The sequence below is a fragment of the Pseudomonas sp. CM27 genome (genome assembly GCF_013179515.1).
In the GTDB taxonomy this organism is placed as follows: Bacteria; Pseudomonadota; Gammaproteobacteria; order Pseudomonadales; family Pseudomonadaceae; genus Aquipseudomonas.
In genome coordinates this window covers 1-15,166 of sequence record NZ_JABMCN010000088.1, presented here as the reverse complement: position 1 = coordinate 15,166, position 15,166 = coordinate 1, and the positions used below count along the sequence as shown (strand labels likewise).

Annotated in this window: 15 protein-coding genes; 6 read left to right on the top strand and 9 right to left on the bottom strand. The window is 63.7% G+C overall.

Going from position 1 to position 15,166, the window contains the following annotated elements; all coding sequences use genetic code 11:
• The 5 genes from HP547_RS13185 to HP547_RS13165 all read left to right on the top strand — a co-directional run.
• On the top strand, positions 1 to 863 hold an 863-nt coding region (locus tag HP547_RS13185), incomplete at its 5' end, for a substrate-binding domain-containing protein (RefSeq protein WP_172286514.1).
• A 67-nt stretch (positions 864 to 930) separates the two neighbouring features.
• The gene (locus tag HP547_RS13180; protein ID WP_172286513.1) at positions 931 to 1,722 is read left to right on the top strand and encodes an AP endonuclease; all 792 of its coding nucleotides are present in this window, start codon (positions 931 to 933) and stop codon (positions 1,720 to 1,722) included.
• Positions 1,715 to 2,665 (top strand): sugar kinase, encoded by a 951-nt coding sequence (locus tag HP547_RS13175; RefSeq protein WP_172286512.1) that lies wholly within the window; start codon positions 1,715 to 1,717, stop codon positions 2,663 to 2,665. The genes HP547_RS13180 and HP547_RS13175 overlap by 8 nt, the downstream gene beginning before the upstream one ends.
• 57 nt (positions 2,666 to 2,722) lie before the next feature.
• On the top strand, positions 2,723 to 4,015 hold the full coding sequence (locus HP547_RS13170; protein WP_172286511.1) for an MFS transporter: 1,293 nt from the start codon (positions 2,723 to 2,725) through the stop codon (positions 4,013 to 4,015).
• A 9-nt stretch (positions 4,016 to 4,024) separates the two neighbouring features.
• Positions 4,025 to 4,999 (top strand): D-glycerate dehydrogenase, encoded by a 975-nt coding sequence (locus HP547_RS13165; protein WP_172286510.1) that lies wholly within the window; start codon positions 4,025 to 4,027, stop codon positions 4,997 to 4,999.
• Positions 5,000 to 5,180: 181 nt separating this feature from the next.
• Here HP547_RS13165 and HP547_RS13160 read toward each other — a convergent pair whose 3' ends face one another.
• The 9 genes from HP547_RS13160 to HP547_RS13120 all read right to left on the bottom strand — a co-directional run bounded on the left by HP547_RS13160 (position 5,181) and on the right by HP547_RS13120 (position 14,638).
• The gene (locus HP547_RS13160; protein WP_172286509.1) at positions 5,181 to 6,146 is read right to left on the bottom strand and encodes an endonuclease; all 966 of its coding nucleotides are present in this window, start codon (positions 6,144 to 6,146) and stop codon (positions 5,181 to 5,183) included.
• A 146-nt stretch (positions 6,147 to 6,292) separates the two neighbouring features.
• Positions 6,293 to 7,288: an aldo/keto reductase gene (locus tag HP547_RS13155; RefSeq protein ID WP_172286508.1), complete on the bottom strand. Its 996-nt coding sequence runs from the start codon at positions 7,286 to 7,288 to the stop codon at positions 6,293 to 6,295.
• 184 nt (positions 7,289 to 7,472) lie between these two features.
• A complete protein-coding gene (locus HP547_RS13150) occupies positions 7,473 to 8,657 on the bottom strand; it encodes an MFS transporter (protein WP_172286507.1) in 1,185 nt (394 codons plus the stop codon).
• Positions 8,658 to 8,852: 195 nt separating this feature from the next.
• Positions 8,853 to 9,323: an Lrp/AsnC family transcriptional regulator gene (locus tag HP547_RS13145; protein ID WP_172227525.1), complete on the bottom strand. Its 471-nt coding sequence runs from the start codon at positions 9,321 to 9,323 to the stop codon at positions 8,853 to 8,855.
• A 20-nt stretch (positions 9,324 to 9,343) separates the two neighbouring features.
• Positions 9,344 to 10,639: an FAD-binding oxidoreductase gene (locus tag HP547_RS13140; protein ID WP_172286506.1), complete on the bottom strand. Its 1,296-nt coding sequence runs from the start codon at positions 10,637 to 10,639 to the stop codon at positions 9,344 to 9,346.
• A 96-nt stretch (positions 10,640 to 10,735) separates the two neighbouring features.
• The gene (locus tag HP547_RS13135; protein ID WP_172227529.1) at positions 10,736 to 11,575 is read right to left on the bottom strand and encodes an ABC transporter substrate-binding protein; all 840 of its coding nucleotides are present in this window, start codon (positions 11,573 to 11,575) and stop codon (positions 10,736 to 10,738) included.
• A gap of 61 nt (positions 11,576 to 11,636) precedes the next feature.
• On the bottom strand, positions 11,637 to 12,401 hold the full coding sequence (locus HP547_RS13130; protein ID WP_172286505.1) for an amino acid ABC transporter ATP-binding protein: 765 nt from the start codon (positions 12,399 to 12,401) through the stop codon (positions 11,637 to 11,639).
• 15 nt (positions 12,402 to 12,416) lie between these two features.
• On the bottom strand, positions 12,417 to 13,382 hold the full coding sequence (locus HP547_RS13125) for an amino acid ABC transporter permease (protein ID WP_172286504.1): 966 nt from the start codon (positions 13,380 to 13,382) through the stop codon (positions 12,417 to 12,419).
• Between the two features lie 374 nt (positions 13,383 to 13,756).
• Positions 13,757 to 14,638, bottom strand: coding sequence for a LysR family transcriptional regulator (locus HP547_RS13120; RefSeq protein ID WP_172227535.1), 882 nt, complete (start codon positions 14,636 to 14,638; stop codon positions 13,757 to 13,759).
• A gap of 185 nt (positions 14,639 to 14,823) precedes the next feature.
• On the opposite strand from HP547_RS13120, the gene HP547_RS13115 reads away from it, so the two are divergent.
• Positions 14,824 to 15,166, top strand: a 343-nt coding sequence (locus HP547_RS13115; RefSeq protein WP_256676328.1) for a thiamine pyrophosphate-binding protein, incomplete at its 3' end; no start/stop codon positions are given.

Below are 15,166 nucleotides of genomic sequence, written 5' to 3'. Positions count from 1 at the left end.
GCCTCGGCTACCGTCCCAACCAGATGGCCCGTGGGCTGAAGCGCGGCCAGACGCGCCTGATCGGCATGCTGGTGGCCGATATCCTCAACCCTTATTCAGTGGCGGTGATGCATGGTGTGGAAACCGCCTGCCGTCAGCACGGCTACAGCCTGGTGGTATGCAACACCAACCGCGACGACGAGCAGGAGCGCCATCACCTGGTAGCCCTGCAGAGCTACAACGTCGAAGGGCTGATCGTGAACACTCTCGGCCATCACCCCGGCGAACTGTTCAATTTGCAACGCGAAATCCCCATGGTACTGATCGACCGCCAGTTGCCCGAGCTGGAGGTCGACCTGGTCGGCCTGGATAACTTCGATGCGGTCGAGCAAGCGCTCGACCACCTCCAGGCACAAGGTTACCGGGATATCCTGGCCGTCACCGAGCCGCTCGATGGCACCAGCTCGCGGCAGGAGCGGGTGCAAGCGTTCGGCCAGTCGATCAGCCGTCGCCCCGGCATGCGCCAGCAGGTGCTGGAAACCAGCGCCGGGCTGGGCGCCCAGCTGGCTTCGTTTCTGGCCGCCAGCGGCCATGGCCCGCAGGCCATCTTCACCTGCAACGGCGTCGCCACCTTGGCGGTGACCCGCGCCCTGCACGAGGCCAGGCGCAATCTGTTCGCAGACGTCGGGCTGATCGCCCTCGACGACCTCGACTGGTTCCCCTTGGTCGGCACGGGTATCACAGCCCTGGCCCAGCCCACCGAGCGTATCGGCGTGACGGCATTCGAAAGCCTGCTCGGCCGCCTGCGCGGCGTCAGCGGGGCAGCCCGGCGCATCGACTTCAAGGCCGACCTGATCATCCGCGGTTCAACTCACCCACGCTAACCAGTGGCAGGCATTGGCGTGCCTGCTGTCGACAACAAATGAAACCGGTTTCATAAGGACGACAACAATGCACGCGAACCCCGTTTCCATCAGCCTCTCCAGCTACGGCGCCGACTTTGTCCGGCAACGTGGCCAGGAGCAGTTTCTTGACCTGCTGGCAGCCGCCGGCGTCGCCCGTGTCGAGTTGCGCGAAGAGTTGTTCGCCACTACTCCCGACGCAGCAGCGCTGGGTGCGGTCATTGCCGCGCTGGACCTGGAGTGCCTGTATTCCACACCGCTTGAACTGTGGACCGAGCAAGGCCTGCCTGACCCGCAATTGACGCACAAGCTGGACACTGCTCACGCCCTGGGGGCGGTAGCGCTCAAGGTTTCGCTGGGGCACTACCATGAGCGCTGCGACATGGCCGCCCTGGCAGCGCTGTTGCCTGTGCACGGGCCGCTGCTGCTGGTGGAGAACGACCAGACTCGCCAAGGCGGTCGTATCGAACCGCTGCAGCACTTCTTGCAGCGCGCCGACCAGCTTGGGCTGCGCCTGGGCATGACCTTCGACATTGGTAACTGGCAGTGGCAGGGCGAGCCTGCAGCACAAGCCGCGCGCCAACTTGGCCGGTGGGTGCGCTATGTGCACTGCAAAGCCGTTCAGCGCCTGGCCGATGGTCGTCTGGCTGCCGTACCACCCCAAGCAGCCGACCTGCGGGAGTGGGCCGGGCTCATGGCGGAATTCGCCCCGGGTGTGGTGCGCGCCGTCGAGTACCCGCTGGTCAGCGACGACCTGCTGACGCTGACCCGTGCTCAGGTGCGCGACCTGTCGCTGCTGGGGCTGCAGGCGGCATCGACCGGGGAGCTGAGCCATGCATGAGCAAGACGTGCTGTGCTTCGGCGAGACCATGGCCATGTTCGTCGCTGAGCAGGCGGGGGACCTGGCCAGTGCCGGCCAGTTTGGCAAGCGCATTGCCGGCGCCGACAGCAATGTTGCCATCGGCCTTGCGCGGCTGGGCTTCAAGGTCCGCTGGCTGAGCCGTGTAGGCAACGATTCGCTGGGCCGTTTCGTGCTCGACAGCCTGCGCCGCGAAGGCCTGGACTGCTCCGCCGTCGAGGTGGACGCCAGTTGCCCCACCGGCTTCCAGCTCAAGGCCCGCTGCGACGATGGCAGTGACCCGGCGGTGGAGTATTTCCGCCGCGGCTCGGCGGCCAGCCGGCTGTCGCCAGCGCACGTGGCCCCAGGTTTGCTGCAGGCCCGTCACTTGCACGCCACCGGCATCCCGCTGGCGCTGTCGGAGGGCTGTAGGGCCTTGTCCCACGCACTGGTGGACGCCATGCGCGCAGCCGGGCGCAGCATCTCGTTCGACCCCAACCTGCGCCCGTCGCTGTGGCCGGACCCCCGCACCATGGTGCGGGAGATCAACCGCCTGGCGGTCAAGGCCGACTGGGTCTTGCCGGGCCTGGAAGAGGGCCGGTTGCTGACCGGCCAGCATACCCCGGCAGACATCGCCGCTTTCTACCTCGACCAGGGGGTAGAGCTGGTAGTGATCAAGCTGGGCGACGCGGGGGCCTATTTCCGCAGCGCCAAGGGCGAAGGGCAGGTGGCTTCGGTGCCGGTCAGCCAGGTGGTGGACACCGTCGGCGCTGGCGATGCCTTTGCCGTGGGCGTGCTCAGTGCGCTACTGGAAGGCCGCGCAGTGGCCGGGGCGGTAGCGCGTGGCAACTGGTGCGGCAGCCGCGCCGTGCAGTCGCGCGGCGACATGGAAGGGTTGCCATTGCGCCATGAACTGGAGGCTCACGAACTGCGCATCAGCGCGTGAACAGCCGAACCGCGTCACCTGTTGCAACAAAAACAAAAAGCTCAGGAGAAACAAACCATGCAAAGCCAAAGCCTGGCACCGCGCCGCTGGTGGTACATCATACCGATCGTGTTCTTCACCTATAGCCTGGCGTACCTGGACCGCGCCAATTACGGTTTCGCTGCAGCTTCCGGCATGGCCGAAGACCTGCACATCACCCCCGTGCTGTCGTCGCTGCTGGGGGCGCTGTTCTTCCTCGGGTACTTCTTCTTCCAGGTACCCGGCGCCATCTATGCCGAAAAGCGCAGCGTAAAAAAGCTGATCTTCGTTTCGTTGATCCTCTGGGGCGGGCTTGCCACGCTCACCGGCATGGTCAGCAACGTGTACATGCTGATCGGGATCCGCTTCCTGCTCGGGGTGGTGGAGGCGGCAGTGATGCCGGCGATGCTGGTGTACCTGTGCCATTGGTTCACGCGTGCCGAGCGTTCGCGGGCCAATACCTTCCTGATGCTCGGCAACCCGGTGACGATCCTGTGGATGTCGGTGGTATCGGGCTACCTGATCAAACACTTCGACTGGCGCTGGATGTTCATCATCGAGGGCCTCCCGGCGGTCATCTGGGCATTTTTCTGGTGGCGCCTGGTGGACGACCGGCCGGCCCAGGTGAGCTGGCTGAGCGAGCAGGAGAAGGCTGACTTGCAGCAGGCGCTGGCGGCCGAGCAGCAGGGCATCAAACCGATGAAGAACTACCGCGAGGCGTTCCGTTCGCCGCAGGTGATCATCCTGGCGCTGCAGTACTTCTGCTGGAGCATCGGCGTTTATGGCTTCGTTCTCTGGCTGCCGTCGATTCTCAAGCAGGCGGCCAACGTCGATATCGTCCAGGCCGGCTGGCTGGCATCGGTGCCTTACCTGGCGGCCGTGCTGGCCATGGTCGGGGTGTCCTGGGCATCCGACCGCCTGCAGAAGCGCAAGCGCTTCGTCTGGCCGCCGCTGCTGATTGCTGCCGTGGCGTTCTACGGCTCGTATGCCTTGGGCACCGAGCACTTCTGGCTGTCGTATGCGCTGCTGGTGGTCGCCGGCGCTTGCATGTATGCACCGTATGGCCCGTTCTTCGCCATCGTCCCCGAAATCCTGCCAGCCAACGTTGCCGGCGGCGCCATGGCGCTGATCAACAGCATGGGCGCGCTGGGCTCTTTCGGCGGCTCGTGGCTGGTGGGCTACCTCAACGGCGCCACCGGTGGCCCGGGCGCGTCGTACCTGTTCATGTGTGGCGCGCTGCTCACCGCAGTGGCGCTGACTGCCGTACTCAATACCTCGCAGACATCTGGTCGAGCCAAACGCGGCAGCTCGCGCCTTGCCATGAATCATTAGGAAACCGCAATGAAAAAGCGAATCGTGCTGTACAAACGCCTGTCCGATGACCTGATGGCACGCTTGCACGAGCGGGTCGAGGTGACTTGGGTGGACACTACCCAGGCCGATGGCCTGGCCCGCTTGCGCGACGCCTTGCCGGGCGCCCATGGGTTGCTGGGCGCGAGCTTGCGTGTGGACGCCGGCCTGCTCGACCTGGCACCACAGCTGGAGGTCGTGTCCAGCGTTTCGGTGGGCGTGGACAACTATGACATTGCCGAGCTCAACCGGCGAGGCGTGATGTTGACCAACACACCTGACGTGCTCACCGAAACTACTGCCGACACGGGGTTTGCCCTGATCCTGGCGACTGCCAGGCGGGTAGTGGAGCTGGCGAACTGGGTGCGTGAAGGGCGCTGGCAGGCCAACCTGGGGCCCGCACAGTTTGGCAGTGATGTGCATGGCAAGACGCTGGGTATCGTCGGCATGGGCCGTATCGGCGAAGCCCTGGCCCGGCGTGCTGCGGCGGGCTTTGGTATGCGCGTGCTCTACCATAGCCGAAACGCCAGGCCCGAAGTGGAGGCGCGTTATGCCGCGCGCCAATGCAGCCTGGATGAGCTGTTGCAACAGGCGGATTTCGTTTGCCTGACGGTGCCGCTCAGTGCCAACACCGAAGGCCTGATTGGCGCACGTGAACTGGCGCTGATGAAGCCTGAGGCGATACTGGTGAACATCTCGCGTGGGCGCGTGGTGGATGAGGAGGCGCTGATCGAGGCGCTGCGGGCCCGGCGCATACGCGGGGCGGGGCTGGATGTTTTTGTGCACGAGCCGTTGGCGGTGGATTCGCCGCTGTTGCAGCTTGATAACGTGGTGGCGACACCGCATATCGGCTCGGCGACCGAGGAAACCCGTCAGGCCATGGCGCGGTGTGCGGTGGACAACTTGCTCAGCGCGCTGGCCGGTGAGCGGCCTGCGAACCTGGTTAATGAAGTGTGTGGTGCTTGAAATCAAGGGGCCGCGTTGCGGCCCATCGCCGGCAAGCCAGCTCCCACACGGACTGCGCAAGGCCCAAGCCACCAAAGATCTGTGGTAGCTGGCTTGCCTGCGATGGCCCAAGCCTTCAAAGACCTGTGGGAGCTGGCTTGCCGGCGATGGGCTGCGCAGCAGCCCCAGATACCATGCAGATCTAGCGACAATTACCGGCTTTTCGATAACCCGCTGCCTGCGCCTCTCCTTCGGTGGCGAAGCTGACCTGGTTCTTTGCCGCCACCTGGTTGTAGCCCGGGCAACCCACCGATAGGTGATAAACGTGGCTGTTGCGGTTGCCCAGCACCGCGCCTACCGACCCGGCACTGGCCAGGCTCGGCTTGGCCTCTGGCTTAGCCGCCTTGGCCGGCACCGCTTGCACCACACCAGCGCCTGCCGGCTTGTAGTCGGCTGTCCATTTGCGCTCGCCGGTCACGAACGGGTTGGCATGCCCCATGATCGCGGCAATGCGCCGGTCGCGCTCTTTTTCCCAGGCCGATACCGGGTGCTGCTTGTCCCAGGCCATCAACAACTGCTGTTGCTGGCGCGACATGCTCAACTTGTAACGGTCGAACATGTAGAACGTGGTGCGGGCTACCAGACCTTTCACTTCGTCACGCGGCTCCGCAGCGCGCTGGGCGAAATCGACCTTGGTGGTGCACTGGCCATATTCGCCGCTATTGCCGGCGACCATTCCATAATTGAAGTTGCTGCGGTCACCATTCACCTCACCCACGGCCGGGTACAGGTTGAACAGGTCGGCCTCCATGGCGCGGAACACCGGGTCGTCATCCACGCAGTGCTCGCGGCCGCCGTTCTTCCAGCACTGGCGCTGGTTGCCGAAGGTGTGCGCGGGCACGATATGTTCCCACTCGGTACGCTCGGCGCGGTTCTGCTGCTTGCGGGTCTGGTAACCGCAGGAGGCCGCATCAATGCGCCCGCCAGACTTGCCCACCCAAGTCCATTTGCAACCGCAGTACAGGTCGCCCATGGCACTGCTGGCCTGGTCCAGATAAACCTTCTGTTTGGCTACCACCTTGGCCTCGGTGAAGGTCGCAGGCGGGTTGGCCAAGGCGGGCAGGGTGAAGGAAAACACTAAGGTTACGGCGTAAAGCAGTGATTTCATGGGGAAAACATATTTCAGATTGGGGCGCGCATTGTAATGCTTTCGCCGTGGGTGACTAGCTCGCCTAGCCACCCCAGTGGTCGGTTCGGGTCGTTGCTGCCCATGCGGCTGAAGGTGTCAGAGTCGAGCATTTTCCGCGTCCAGCGCTACTTGAAGCCGGTCACCGCGTGGGGCACGTAAGGCGCCTGCAGCCGGGCCACTTCGTCTGCGCTCAGCTGCAGCCCCATTGCCGCCAGCGCATCATCCAGGTGCCCCGGTTTCGATGCACCGACAATCGGCGCTGATACGCCAGGTTTGCCCAACACCCACGCCAGCGCCACCTGGGCCATTGGCACGCCGCGTTCGCCGGCGATCTGCTCGACCACATCGATCACCCGGCCGTCTTCCAGCTCGGTCTTTTCATAGAACGACTGCCCGGACACATCGGTGCGCGTGCGCTCGGTCTGCAACCCGTGCGGCCGGGTCAGGCGGCCACGGGCCATCGGGCTCCAGGGCATCAGGCCAACGCCCTGGTCCAGGCACAGCGGGATCATCTCGCGTTCTTCCTCGCGGTAGATCAGGTTGAGGTAGTTCTGCATCGACACGAATCGGCTCCAGCCGTTGCTGGCCGCTACCTGCTGGGCCTTGGCGAACTGCCAGGCGTACATCGACGAGGCGCCGATGTAGCGCGCCTTGCCGGCCTTGACCACGTCATGCAGGGCTTCCATGGTTTCCTCGATGGGGGTGTGGTAGTCCCAGCGGTGAATCTGGTACAGGTCGACGTAGTCGGTGCCCAGGCGGGTGAGGCTGGCGTCGATGCTGGCCATGATTGCCTTGCGCGACAGGCCTTGCTCATTGGGGCGGGTGGCGCCTTCCCACATGTTGGCGGGGAAGAACACCTTGGTGGCGATCACCGTTTCTTCGCGGCGGGTGAATTCCCTGAGCAGTTTGCCAACGATGATTTCCGAGGTGCCGGCGGAATAGCTGTTGGCCGTGTCGAAGAAGTTGATCCCTTGCTCGACGGCGTGGCGGATGATCGGCCGGCTGGCGTCTTCGCCCAAGGTCCACGGGTGGGTGCCGGCATCCGGCTCGCCAAAGGTCATGCAGCCCAGGCACAGCCTGGAGATATCGAGCCCGGTACTGCCCAGTTTCACGTATTGCATCATCGTCTCCTTGAAAGGAACGTCATATCTGTAGGAGCAGCCTTGCGCTGCGAAGAGTCCAGTATTGGCAATGCATGTACATATCAGACAGGCCTTTTCGCAGCACAAGGCTGCGTCTACAGGCGATGGGCCGCAAAGCGGCCCCGATTGCTTGACTGACTGGCATTCGCCCCGAAGGCTGGCCTCAATGCCCGCCCTTCATCCGCCGCGCCACCAGGTAGATACCCAGGCCGACCAGCGCCGTCGCAGCACCGATGTACCCGGTGCTGGTCCAGCCCATGCCTGCAGTGATCGCCATGCCACCCAGCCACGGCCCCAGCGCATTGGCCAGGTTGAACGCCGCATGGTTCGATGCCGCCGCCAGGCTTGGGGCTTCATGGGCAATGTCCATCAGGCGGATCTGCAGCGGCGCTGCCAGGACAATCATGGTGCCTACCAGGGCAATGCCCAGCAGCAGGCTCCACAGTGCCTGCGCGGCAAAGGTGAAGAACAGCAGCACAGCAACCGACCACACCAGTACCAGCCCCACAGCGCGGAACTGCAGGCGGTCGAACAGTTTGCCGCCCGCGATGTTACCGACGATGCCGCCCACGCCGAATGCCGCCAGGCCGAATGGAATCCATTGCGGCGACGCCTGGGTCACCTGCAGCATGGTCGGTGCCAGGTAGCTGAACACGCAGAACATGCCGGCAAAACCGATCGAGGCGATGGCCAGTGCCATCCATACCTGCGGCAGGGCAAAGGCCTGCAGTTCCTTACGCGGGTCACTGCGCACTTCATCGTGACGTTGGGGCACGCAACGCCACACCAGCACCATGGTGCACAACGCGATGGCGCCCACCAGCACGAATGCCGAACGCCAACCGAAGTACTGGCCCAGCAGCGTGGCGACCGGGTTGCCAAGCAGCATGGCCAGGGTCAGCCCCATCATCACCCGCGCCACCGCACCTGCCCGCTGGTCCTTGGCCACCATGCTCGATGCCACTACCGCGGCGATGCCGAAGTAGGCGCCGTGGGGCAGGCCGCTGATGAAGCGGAACGCGACCAGGCCACCGAATGAGGGCGCGAAAGCGGTTGCCAGGTTGCCGAGGGCATACAGCAGCATCAACAGCAGCAGCATGTGCTTGCGCAGCAGCTTGGCGCCGAGAATCGCCAGCGTGGGGGCACCGACCATGACCCCCAGCGCATAGGCACTGATTGCATGGCCCACTTGCGGTTCGCTCAATTGCAGGTTGCTGGCGATGTCGGGCATCAGGCCCATGATGGCGAACTCGCCGGTGCCGATGGCGAAGCTGCCCAGCGCCATGGCCGCTTCCATCTTGGCGACGATGCTTTTACTGGGGAGAGGGGGGTGTTCCTGGACTGACATCTGGATCCTTATTGAAACATGCTGAAACGTTCAAGGTGGGATCATAGTCAATCTGTGACTGCAACGTCGAGGAAGCGCCGAGCTTCCACGCATTTCGGCTGGCGTCCGGTGCGTATCAACGGGTTATTGGCTTTGGGCGCTGCCTTGGGATTTTCATCATCCAGGGGAACTCGCGGCAAACAATACGAACCGCAATCACAATGTCAGCTTCTTGCTGAACTTGGTCTCCATCACAATGTGCGAAGCCGTATGGGTCACGCCCTTGATCATGTTGATACACGTCAGCTCGGCATTCAGCTCGCCCAGGGTGTGTGTGGTCAGGTGGATGATGAAATCCATTTCGCCCGACACCGCATACACCGCCTGCACCGAGTCCATCTTGCGCAAGGTGGTCATCACGTCGGTGTAGCTCTTGTTGCTGCACGAGGTCATGGTGAAGCAGTTGATCACCTGCTGCAGCTTGTCCTGGTCGATGCGCACGCTGTAGCCGGTGATCACCCCGGCGTTTTCCAGGCGGTTGATGCGCTCTTGCACCGCCGAGCGCGATACGCCCAGCTTGCGCGCCAGCGACGCGGTGGGCTCGCGGGCGTTGGCCTGCAGCAGCGCCAGCAATTGCCTGTCCTTTTCGGTGAGTTTGAACAGTGCGCCGGGGGGGAGGGCGTCCATGGCAGTTCCTGGTTGTCGTTCTAGTTGCTGTGCTGCGCGCGGGCTTCCTGGAACTTGTCCATCAGCTTAAGCCCGGCATACACGGTCTGGGCCGCGGCCGGCCCGAATGGTCCGCCGTTCCATTGCAGCCCATAGGCGTCGAACAGGCGGTAGCGGTCGGTTTCGCCGCAGACCGCCTCGGCGACCACTCGCGCGCCCACGGGTGCGGTGTTCATACCATGGCCCCCAAATGAAGTACAGGCCCACAGCCCCGGGCCCAGCGGGCCGATGTGCGGCATCTTGTGGCGGGCGTAGCCCATCAGCCCGGACCAGGCCTTGGCAATTTTCAGGCCCTGCAACTGTGGGTACACGCTCAGGATGTCGCGGGTCAGCAACTGCCCCAGGCGCTGTTCGTCCTGCAGGTTGCGCGTGGTGATATGGCCGCCCCACAGCAGGCGGTCGCCTTCGACAATGCGGTAGTAGTCCGAGGCGCGGCGGTTGTCACCCACCGCATCCGTGGTACGTACCACGTCACGCAAGCGCTCACCCAGGTGTTCGGTGAGCACGACATAGGTGGCAATCGGCAAGAACGCCCGGCGCAGCGCGCCGAACTCGGGGCCACCGTAGCCGCCGCAGCAATACACCACGTCGTTGCAGATAACCGCGCCGTGGGCGGTGCTCACGCGATGATGGCCGTTGTTGTGCTGTACCTGCAACATGGGCGACTGTTCGTGAATGCGGCCACCGGCAAGCTCGACCAGTTCGGCCAGGCCGAGGCAGTAGTTCAGTGGGTGGAAATGAAAACCGTGGCTGTCGCGCAAGCCCTGGAAGTAGCGGTCGGTGTTCAGGCGGCTGCGCAGCGCATCGGTACCCAGGTATTCCATCTCGAAACCGAAGTCGCGGGCCATGCGGTCGCGGGTGCGCTGCAAGTTGTCGGCGTCGTCGTAGCGCACCACGCTGAGCTTGCCGGCAGTGGCAGCGCAGCCTGGCAACTGGTTCTGCGCGATGGTGTCGCGGACGATATCCACCCCTTCCAGCGACAAGCGGAACAATGCAGCGGCGGTGGGCTTGCCGCAGCGTCCCTCGATCGCCGAAAGCCCTTCGGACCAGCCTTGCAGCACGAAGCCGCCATTGCGCCCGGAAGCGCCCCAGGCCACCCGTGCGGCCTCGAGCAGTACCACCGAACGACCACGCGCCAGCAGTTCGCGGGCCACGCTCAGGCCGGCCAGGCCACCGCCGATGACGCACACGTCAGCGCGGGTCTGGCCGCTCAGTGCCGGGCGCTGCGCGGCGGGGCGCATGGTCCCGGTGTAGTAGTTGTTGCTGTAGCTGGACATCGCCTGGGGCTTCCTTTGGCTAGGGTTTGCAGGTCTGGCGGGCACGGGGCGGCCGCACGCCCTTCAGCAGAAGGGCGCTGGCCTGCGGGTCAGGGGTTACTGGACTTGCGTGAGGTCGGCGCCGTACCACTTCTCGGACAGCTGCTTCAGCGTGCCGTCGGCCTTCATGCCGTCGACGGCCTTGGCCAGCTCGGCGTTGAAGGCGTCGTCGCCCTTGTCGGTGGCGATGGCCAGCGGCTCGTAGTAGGCGGGCTTGCCCTGCACCGGGGCAATCGGGTAGCCGGCCTTGATCGCGCCCATGATGGTTGGCAGCGCCGACAGCGTGGCGTCCAGGCGCGTGCCATTGCCCATGCGCAGGTCATCCAGCGGGCCCATGCTGTCGCCGTAGGTCTGTACAGCGCCCGGCTCGACGCTGTAGCTGAAGGCGGGCACGTCCGCCGCGTCGATCTTCAACCGACGGTTGATGTAGTCCTCGGAGGTGGTGCCCGCTTCGACGCCGATGGTCTTGCCGTTGAGGTCGGCAGCGCTGGCGCCGGCGGCGTCCTTGTGCACGGCGAATACGTACGGGGTGTAGTAGTAGATCGCCGGGAAGTCGAGCACCCGGCCACGTTCGGTGGTGGGCGTCATCGAGCCGACCGACAGGTCCCAGCGGCTGGCCCAGCGTCCGGCGGTGATGATGCCGTACTCGGGGGTGACGAACGCCACCTGGGTGCCCAGGCGTTTGCCGATCTCGTTGGCCACGTCGATGTCGAAGCCCTGGAGTGTGTTGTCCTCGCCGAGGAACGACTGCGGTGGCCAGTTGGCCGCCGTGGCCACTTTCATCACCTTGCCCTGGTGGATGCGCTCCAGGGTGGCGCCCGCCCAGGCGGTGCTGGCCATCAGGGCCAGGCTGGCGGCGACGGCGGTAGAAGCGAACAAGCGTGCGACTGGGTTCATTCGGTAAGTCTCCGGGTATGCGTTTGTTGTTGTGGTGTTGGCACAGCGGTAGACACAGGCCTCAGTGGCTGAGGATCTGCGAGAGAAACTCCCTGGCGCGCGCATGGCGTGGGTTGTCGAAGAATTCGCTGGGCTGGCCCTGCTCGATGACCTGGCCGTGGTCCATGAAAATGATGCGGTCGGCGACCCGTCGGGCAAAGCCCATTTCGTGGGTGACGCAAAGCATGGTGATGCCGTCCTGGGCCAGTTCGCCCATCACGTCGAGCACCTCCTTGACCATTTCCGGGTCCAGCGCCGAGGTGGGTTCGTCGAACAGCATGATCCGCGGCTTCATGCACAGCGCTCGGGCAATCGCCACGCGCTGTTGCTGGCCGCCGGAAAGCTGCCCCGGAAACTTGTCGGCCTGGCTGGCGATACGCACCCGGTCCAGGTACTCCAGGGCCAGCGCGCGGGCCTGGGTGTCGCTGAGCTTGCTGACCAGGCGCGGGCCGAGCATCAGGTTTTCCAGCACGGTCAGGTGCGGGAACAGGTTGAACTGCTGGAACACCATGCCCACCTGGCGGCGCACGGCAGCCACGCTGGCGGCGTCGCGGCCCAGCGGGTTGCCGGCGATCAGCACCTGGCCTTTCTGGAAGTCCTCAAGCAGGTTCAGGCAGCGGATCAGCGTGGACTTGCCCGAGCCGGACGGGCCACAGACCACCACGATCTCGCCGCTGGCGATCTCCAGGTCGATGCCCTTGAGCACGTGAAACTCGCCGTACCATTTCTGCAGGCCGCGAATGGACACGGCGGCCTGGGTGGCAGCGGGGGTGAAAGGCTGGTTCATCATCAGGCTCCTCGATCAGCGGTGTGCGCGGTCGAAACGTTTTTCCAGACGTGACTGCACGGTTTCCAGCAGGATCGACAGGACCCAGTACAGGACAGCGGCGGTGATCAGCATTTCCAGGTGGCGGAACTCTGCACGGCCTTGGGTGCGGGCGAGGAACATCAACTCCCAGACGCCGATTACCGACACCAGCGAGCTGTCCTTGAGCATGGAGATGAACTGGTTGCCCGTAGGCGGGATGATCAGCCGCATCGACTGCGGCAGGATCACCCGGGTCATGGCCTGGAAGGGTGTCAGGCCAATCGCCCGCGAGGCTTCCCATTGACCGCGCGGGATGCTGCTGATGCCGGCACGGAAGATCTCGGTCATATAGGCGCCGTAACACAGCGACAACGCCAGGATGCCTGCCGGCACTGCGCCGACCACATAGCCGAGCTGGGGGATGCCGAGGTAGATCAGGTAGATCTGGATCAGCAGTGGCACGCCGCGGAAAAACGATGTGTAGAAGCTGGCAATGGCGATGGCGAAGCCGTTGGACGACAACCGTGCGGTGGCGCCCAGCAGTGCCAGGACGAAGGCGATGGCGATCGAGATCGTGGAGACGTAGACAGTCGTGAACACCCCTTGGGTGATCATGAAGCCAACCTTGCTGGCGATGAAGCTGTAGGACAGGTCGAAGGTGCCGAAGAACAGCAGGAACAGCAGCAACAGTTCGCACCAGACCGTGATCACCTGGGCCCGCAGCGGAAAACGGCCGAGGATGAACAGGTTCAGTACCAGGGTGATTGCCAGCGTCCCGGCCACCGCGATGTTGCGCAGCAAAGGTGCCTGCAGGTCGAGCACGATCGGCCCCATCAGCCGGGCCAGGCTACCGTCGCCGACGCCATAAAGCAGGGCGAGCGCAAATATCACGGCAGTGACCAGGCCCATGAAGGCCGGGTTGTCAGTGGCGCGCGGTTTGACGATGTGGTCTCTGTACATGGGGGGCGTGCCTCACGGAGCTGGGCTCGTTTGTTGTTGTGAGGCCATTGTAGGGAGGCGAAGCGCAGGCAAGAACCTGTCGAAATGCAATGAATCAACAGTTTTCGCTGGCACTTGAACGGGTTGTATCGCGACAAATGCAGATCGATACCCGGCGGATTGTTGGCGTGCTATCGGGTGGAGTACAAATGTACTACCGAACGACCTGGCAGCAATGTGGGGCCTGGCACCGGCTTTGCCGGTGTTCGCGGCTAACGCCGCTCCTACAGGTACCGCGCAACACCTGTGGGAGCTACTGTCTTGCTCAGAATCCAGAAGCCTGCGAGATCCCTGTGGAGCGGCTTTAGCCGCGAAAGGGCCGGAACAGGCTGGTATCAACGCTCCAGGTAATGCGTCTGCGCGGCAAAGTCGATAAACCGCTTGCTGGCCAACGACAGATACTCCCCCGAGCGCCAGCACAACCGGAAGCTCATCTGCTGCGCCGGCCGGAACGGCACGCCGACGATGCCCGGGGTACGCTGCTGCACCGAGCGCAGCAGGGTGGCCACGCCCATGTTGTCCAGCGCAGCCTGCACCACCAGCGAAACGAAGTTGCTCTGCAGGGCCACCTGGTAGGTGATGCCATGCTCGGCGAAAAACGCGTCCAGCAGCTGGCGCTGCACGAACGTACGGTCAAATACCACCATATCGGTATTGCGCAAGTCTTCGGCGGTGAGAAAGGCCTTGCCGGCATAGGGATGGTCGGGGTGCATGCAGCCCAGCATCTCGTCACTGCCCAGCAGGATCGATTCCTTGTCGGGCGGTACGCGCCTGGACTCCAGCAGGGCCAAGTCGATTTCCCGCTGCTCCAGTCGCTGGCCAATATCTTCGGCACTGCCTTCGAACACGGTCATGGCAATGCCCGGGTACAACTGGCGGAAGGCGTTCATCAACCCGGGCACGTAGTGCAGGCCGAACATCGGCGGAATGCCCAGGCGCACTTCGCCTCGTTTCAGGTCGGCCATGTCGCGCAGCTCTTGCCGGGCAATATCCATCTCGCGCAGCGCCGAGGCAATGCGTGGCAGGAACTGCTCGCCCTCGGCAGTGAGTATGACTTTGCGGGTAGTGCGGTTGAACAAGGTCACGCCCAGTTCTTCTTCCAGCCGGGTAACCGCCATGCTCAGCGCCGGCTGGGCAATGTGCAGGTGCTGCGCGGCCTTGGTGAAGCTGCCCTGCCGGACGATCTCGACGCAGCAGCGCAATGCCTTGAGGTTCATTGAGGGGAACTACCTTTCATGCCTGGAGCATTCATAACGAAATGTGATGCCAAGCATCATAACAATATATTTATTATTATTAACCAGAGGGCCTACGATGCGCGCCACTGAGACATCCTGCAACATCTCAGTCACACAGCTTAATAAATCTGCAATCCCACGAAGATTTTGAGGTAGTACCCCAAATGGCCAAGGCCGCCGATGTCGTTGTGCAATGCCTGGAAAACGAAGGTGTCGAGTATGTATTCGGCATTCCCGGTGAGGAAAACCTCGACCTGCTCGAATCCCTGCGCAAGTCGAAGATCAAGCTGGTACTGACCCGTCATGAGCAGTCTGCAGGTTTCATGGCTGCCACCTACGGTCGCCTGACCGGCAAGACCGGCGTAAGCCTGTCAACCCTCGGCCCTGGCGCCACCAACCTGGTCACCGCCAGCGCCTACGCCTACCTGGGCGGCATGCCGATGATGATGATCACCGGGCAGAAGCCGATCAAGAAGTCCAAGCAGGGCCGCTTCCAGATCATTGACG

What these genes read in the sequence shown, in the direction of transcription:
- HP547_RS13120 (WP_172227535.1), bottom strand. Translation starts at nt 14,638, where the DNA reads ATGAACCTCAAGGCATTGCGCTGCTGCGTCGAGATCGTCCGGCAGGGC.
- HP547_RS13125 (WP_172286504.1), bottom strand. Translation starts at nt 13,382, where the DNA reads ATGTACAGAGACCACATCGTCAAACCGCGCGCCACTGACAACCCGGCC.
- HP547_RS13180 (WP_172286513.1), top strand. Translation starts at nt 931, where the DNA reads ATGCACGCGAACCCCGTTTCCATCAGCCTCTCCAGCTACGGCGCCGAC.
- HP547_RS13135 (WP_172227529.1), bottom strand. Translation starts at nt 11,575, where the DNA reads ATGAACCCAGTCGCACGCTTGTTCGCTTCTACCGCCGTCGCCGCCAGC.
- HP547_RS13145 (WP_172227525.1), bottom strand. Translation starts at nt 9,323, where the DNA reads ATGGACGCCCTCCCCCCCGGCGCACTGTTCAAACTCACCGAAAAGGAC.
- HP547_RS13140 (WP_172286506.1), bottom strand. Translation starts at nt 10,639, where the DNA reads ATGTCCAGCTACAGCAACAACTACTACACCGGGACCATGCGCCCCGCC.
- HP547_RS13155 (WP_172286508.1), bottom strand. Translation starts at nt 7,288, where the DNA reads ATGCAATACGTGAAACTGGGCAGTACCGGGCTCGATATCTCCAGGCTG.
- HP547_RS13170 (WP_172286511.1), top strand. Translation starts at nt 2,723, where the DNA reads ATGCAAAGCCAAAGCCTGGCACCGCGCCGCTGGTGGTACATCATACCG.
- HP547_RS13175 (WP_172286512.1), top strand. Translation starts at nt 1,715, where the DNA reads ATGCATGAGCAAGACGTGCTGTGCTTCGGCGAGACCATGGCCATGTTC.
- HP547_RS13150 (WP_172286507.1), bottom strand. Translation starts at nt 8,657, where the DNA reads ATGTCAGTCCAGGAACACCCCCCTCTCCCCAGTAAAAGCATCGTCGCC.
- HP547_RS13130 (WP_172286505.1), bottom strand. Translation starts at nt 12,401, where the DNA reads ATGAACCAGCCTTTCACCCCCGCTGCCACCCAGGCCGCCGTGTCCATT.
- HP547_RS13160 (WP_172286509.1), bottom strand. Translation starts at nt 6,146, where the DNA reads ATGAAATCACTGCTTTACGCCGTAACCTTAGTGTTTTCCTTCACCCTG.
- HP547_RS13165 (WP_172286510.1), top strand. Translation starts at nt 4,025, where the DNA reads ATGAAAAAGCGAATCGTGCTGTACAAACGCCTGTCCGATGACCTGATG.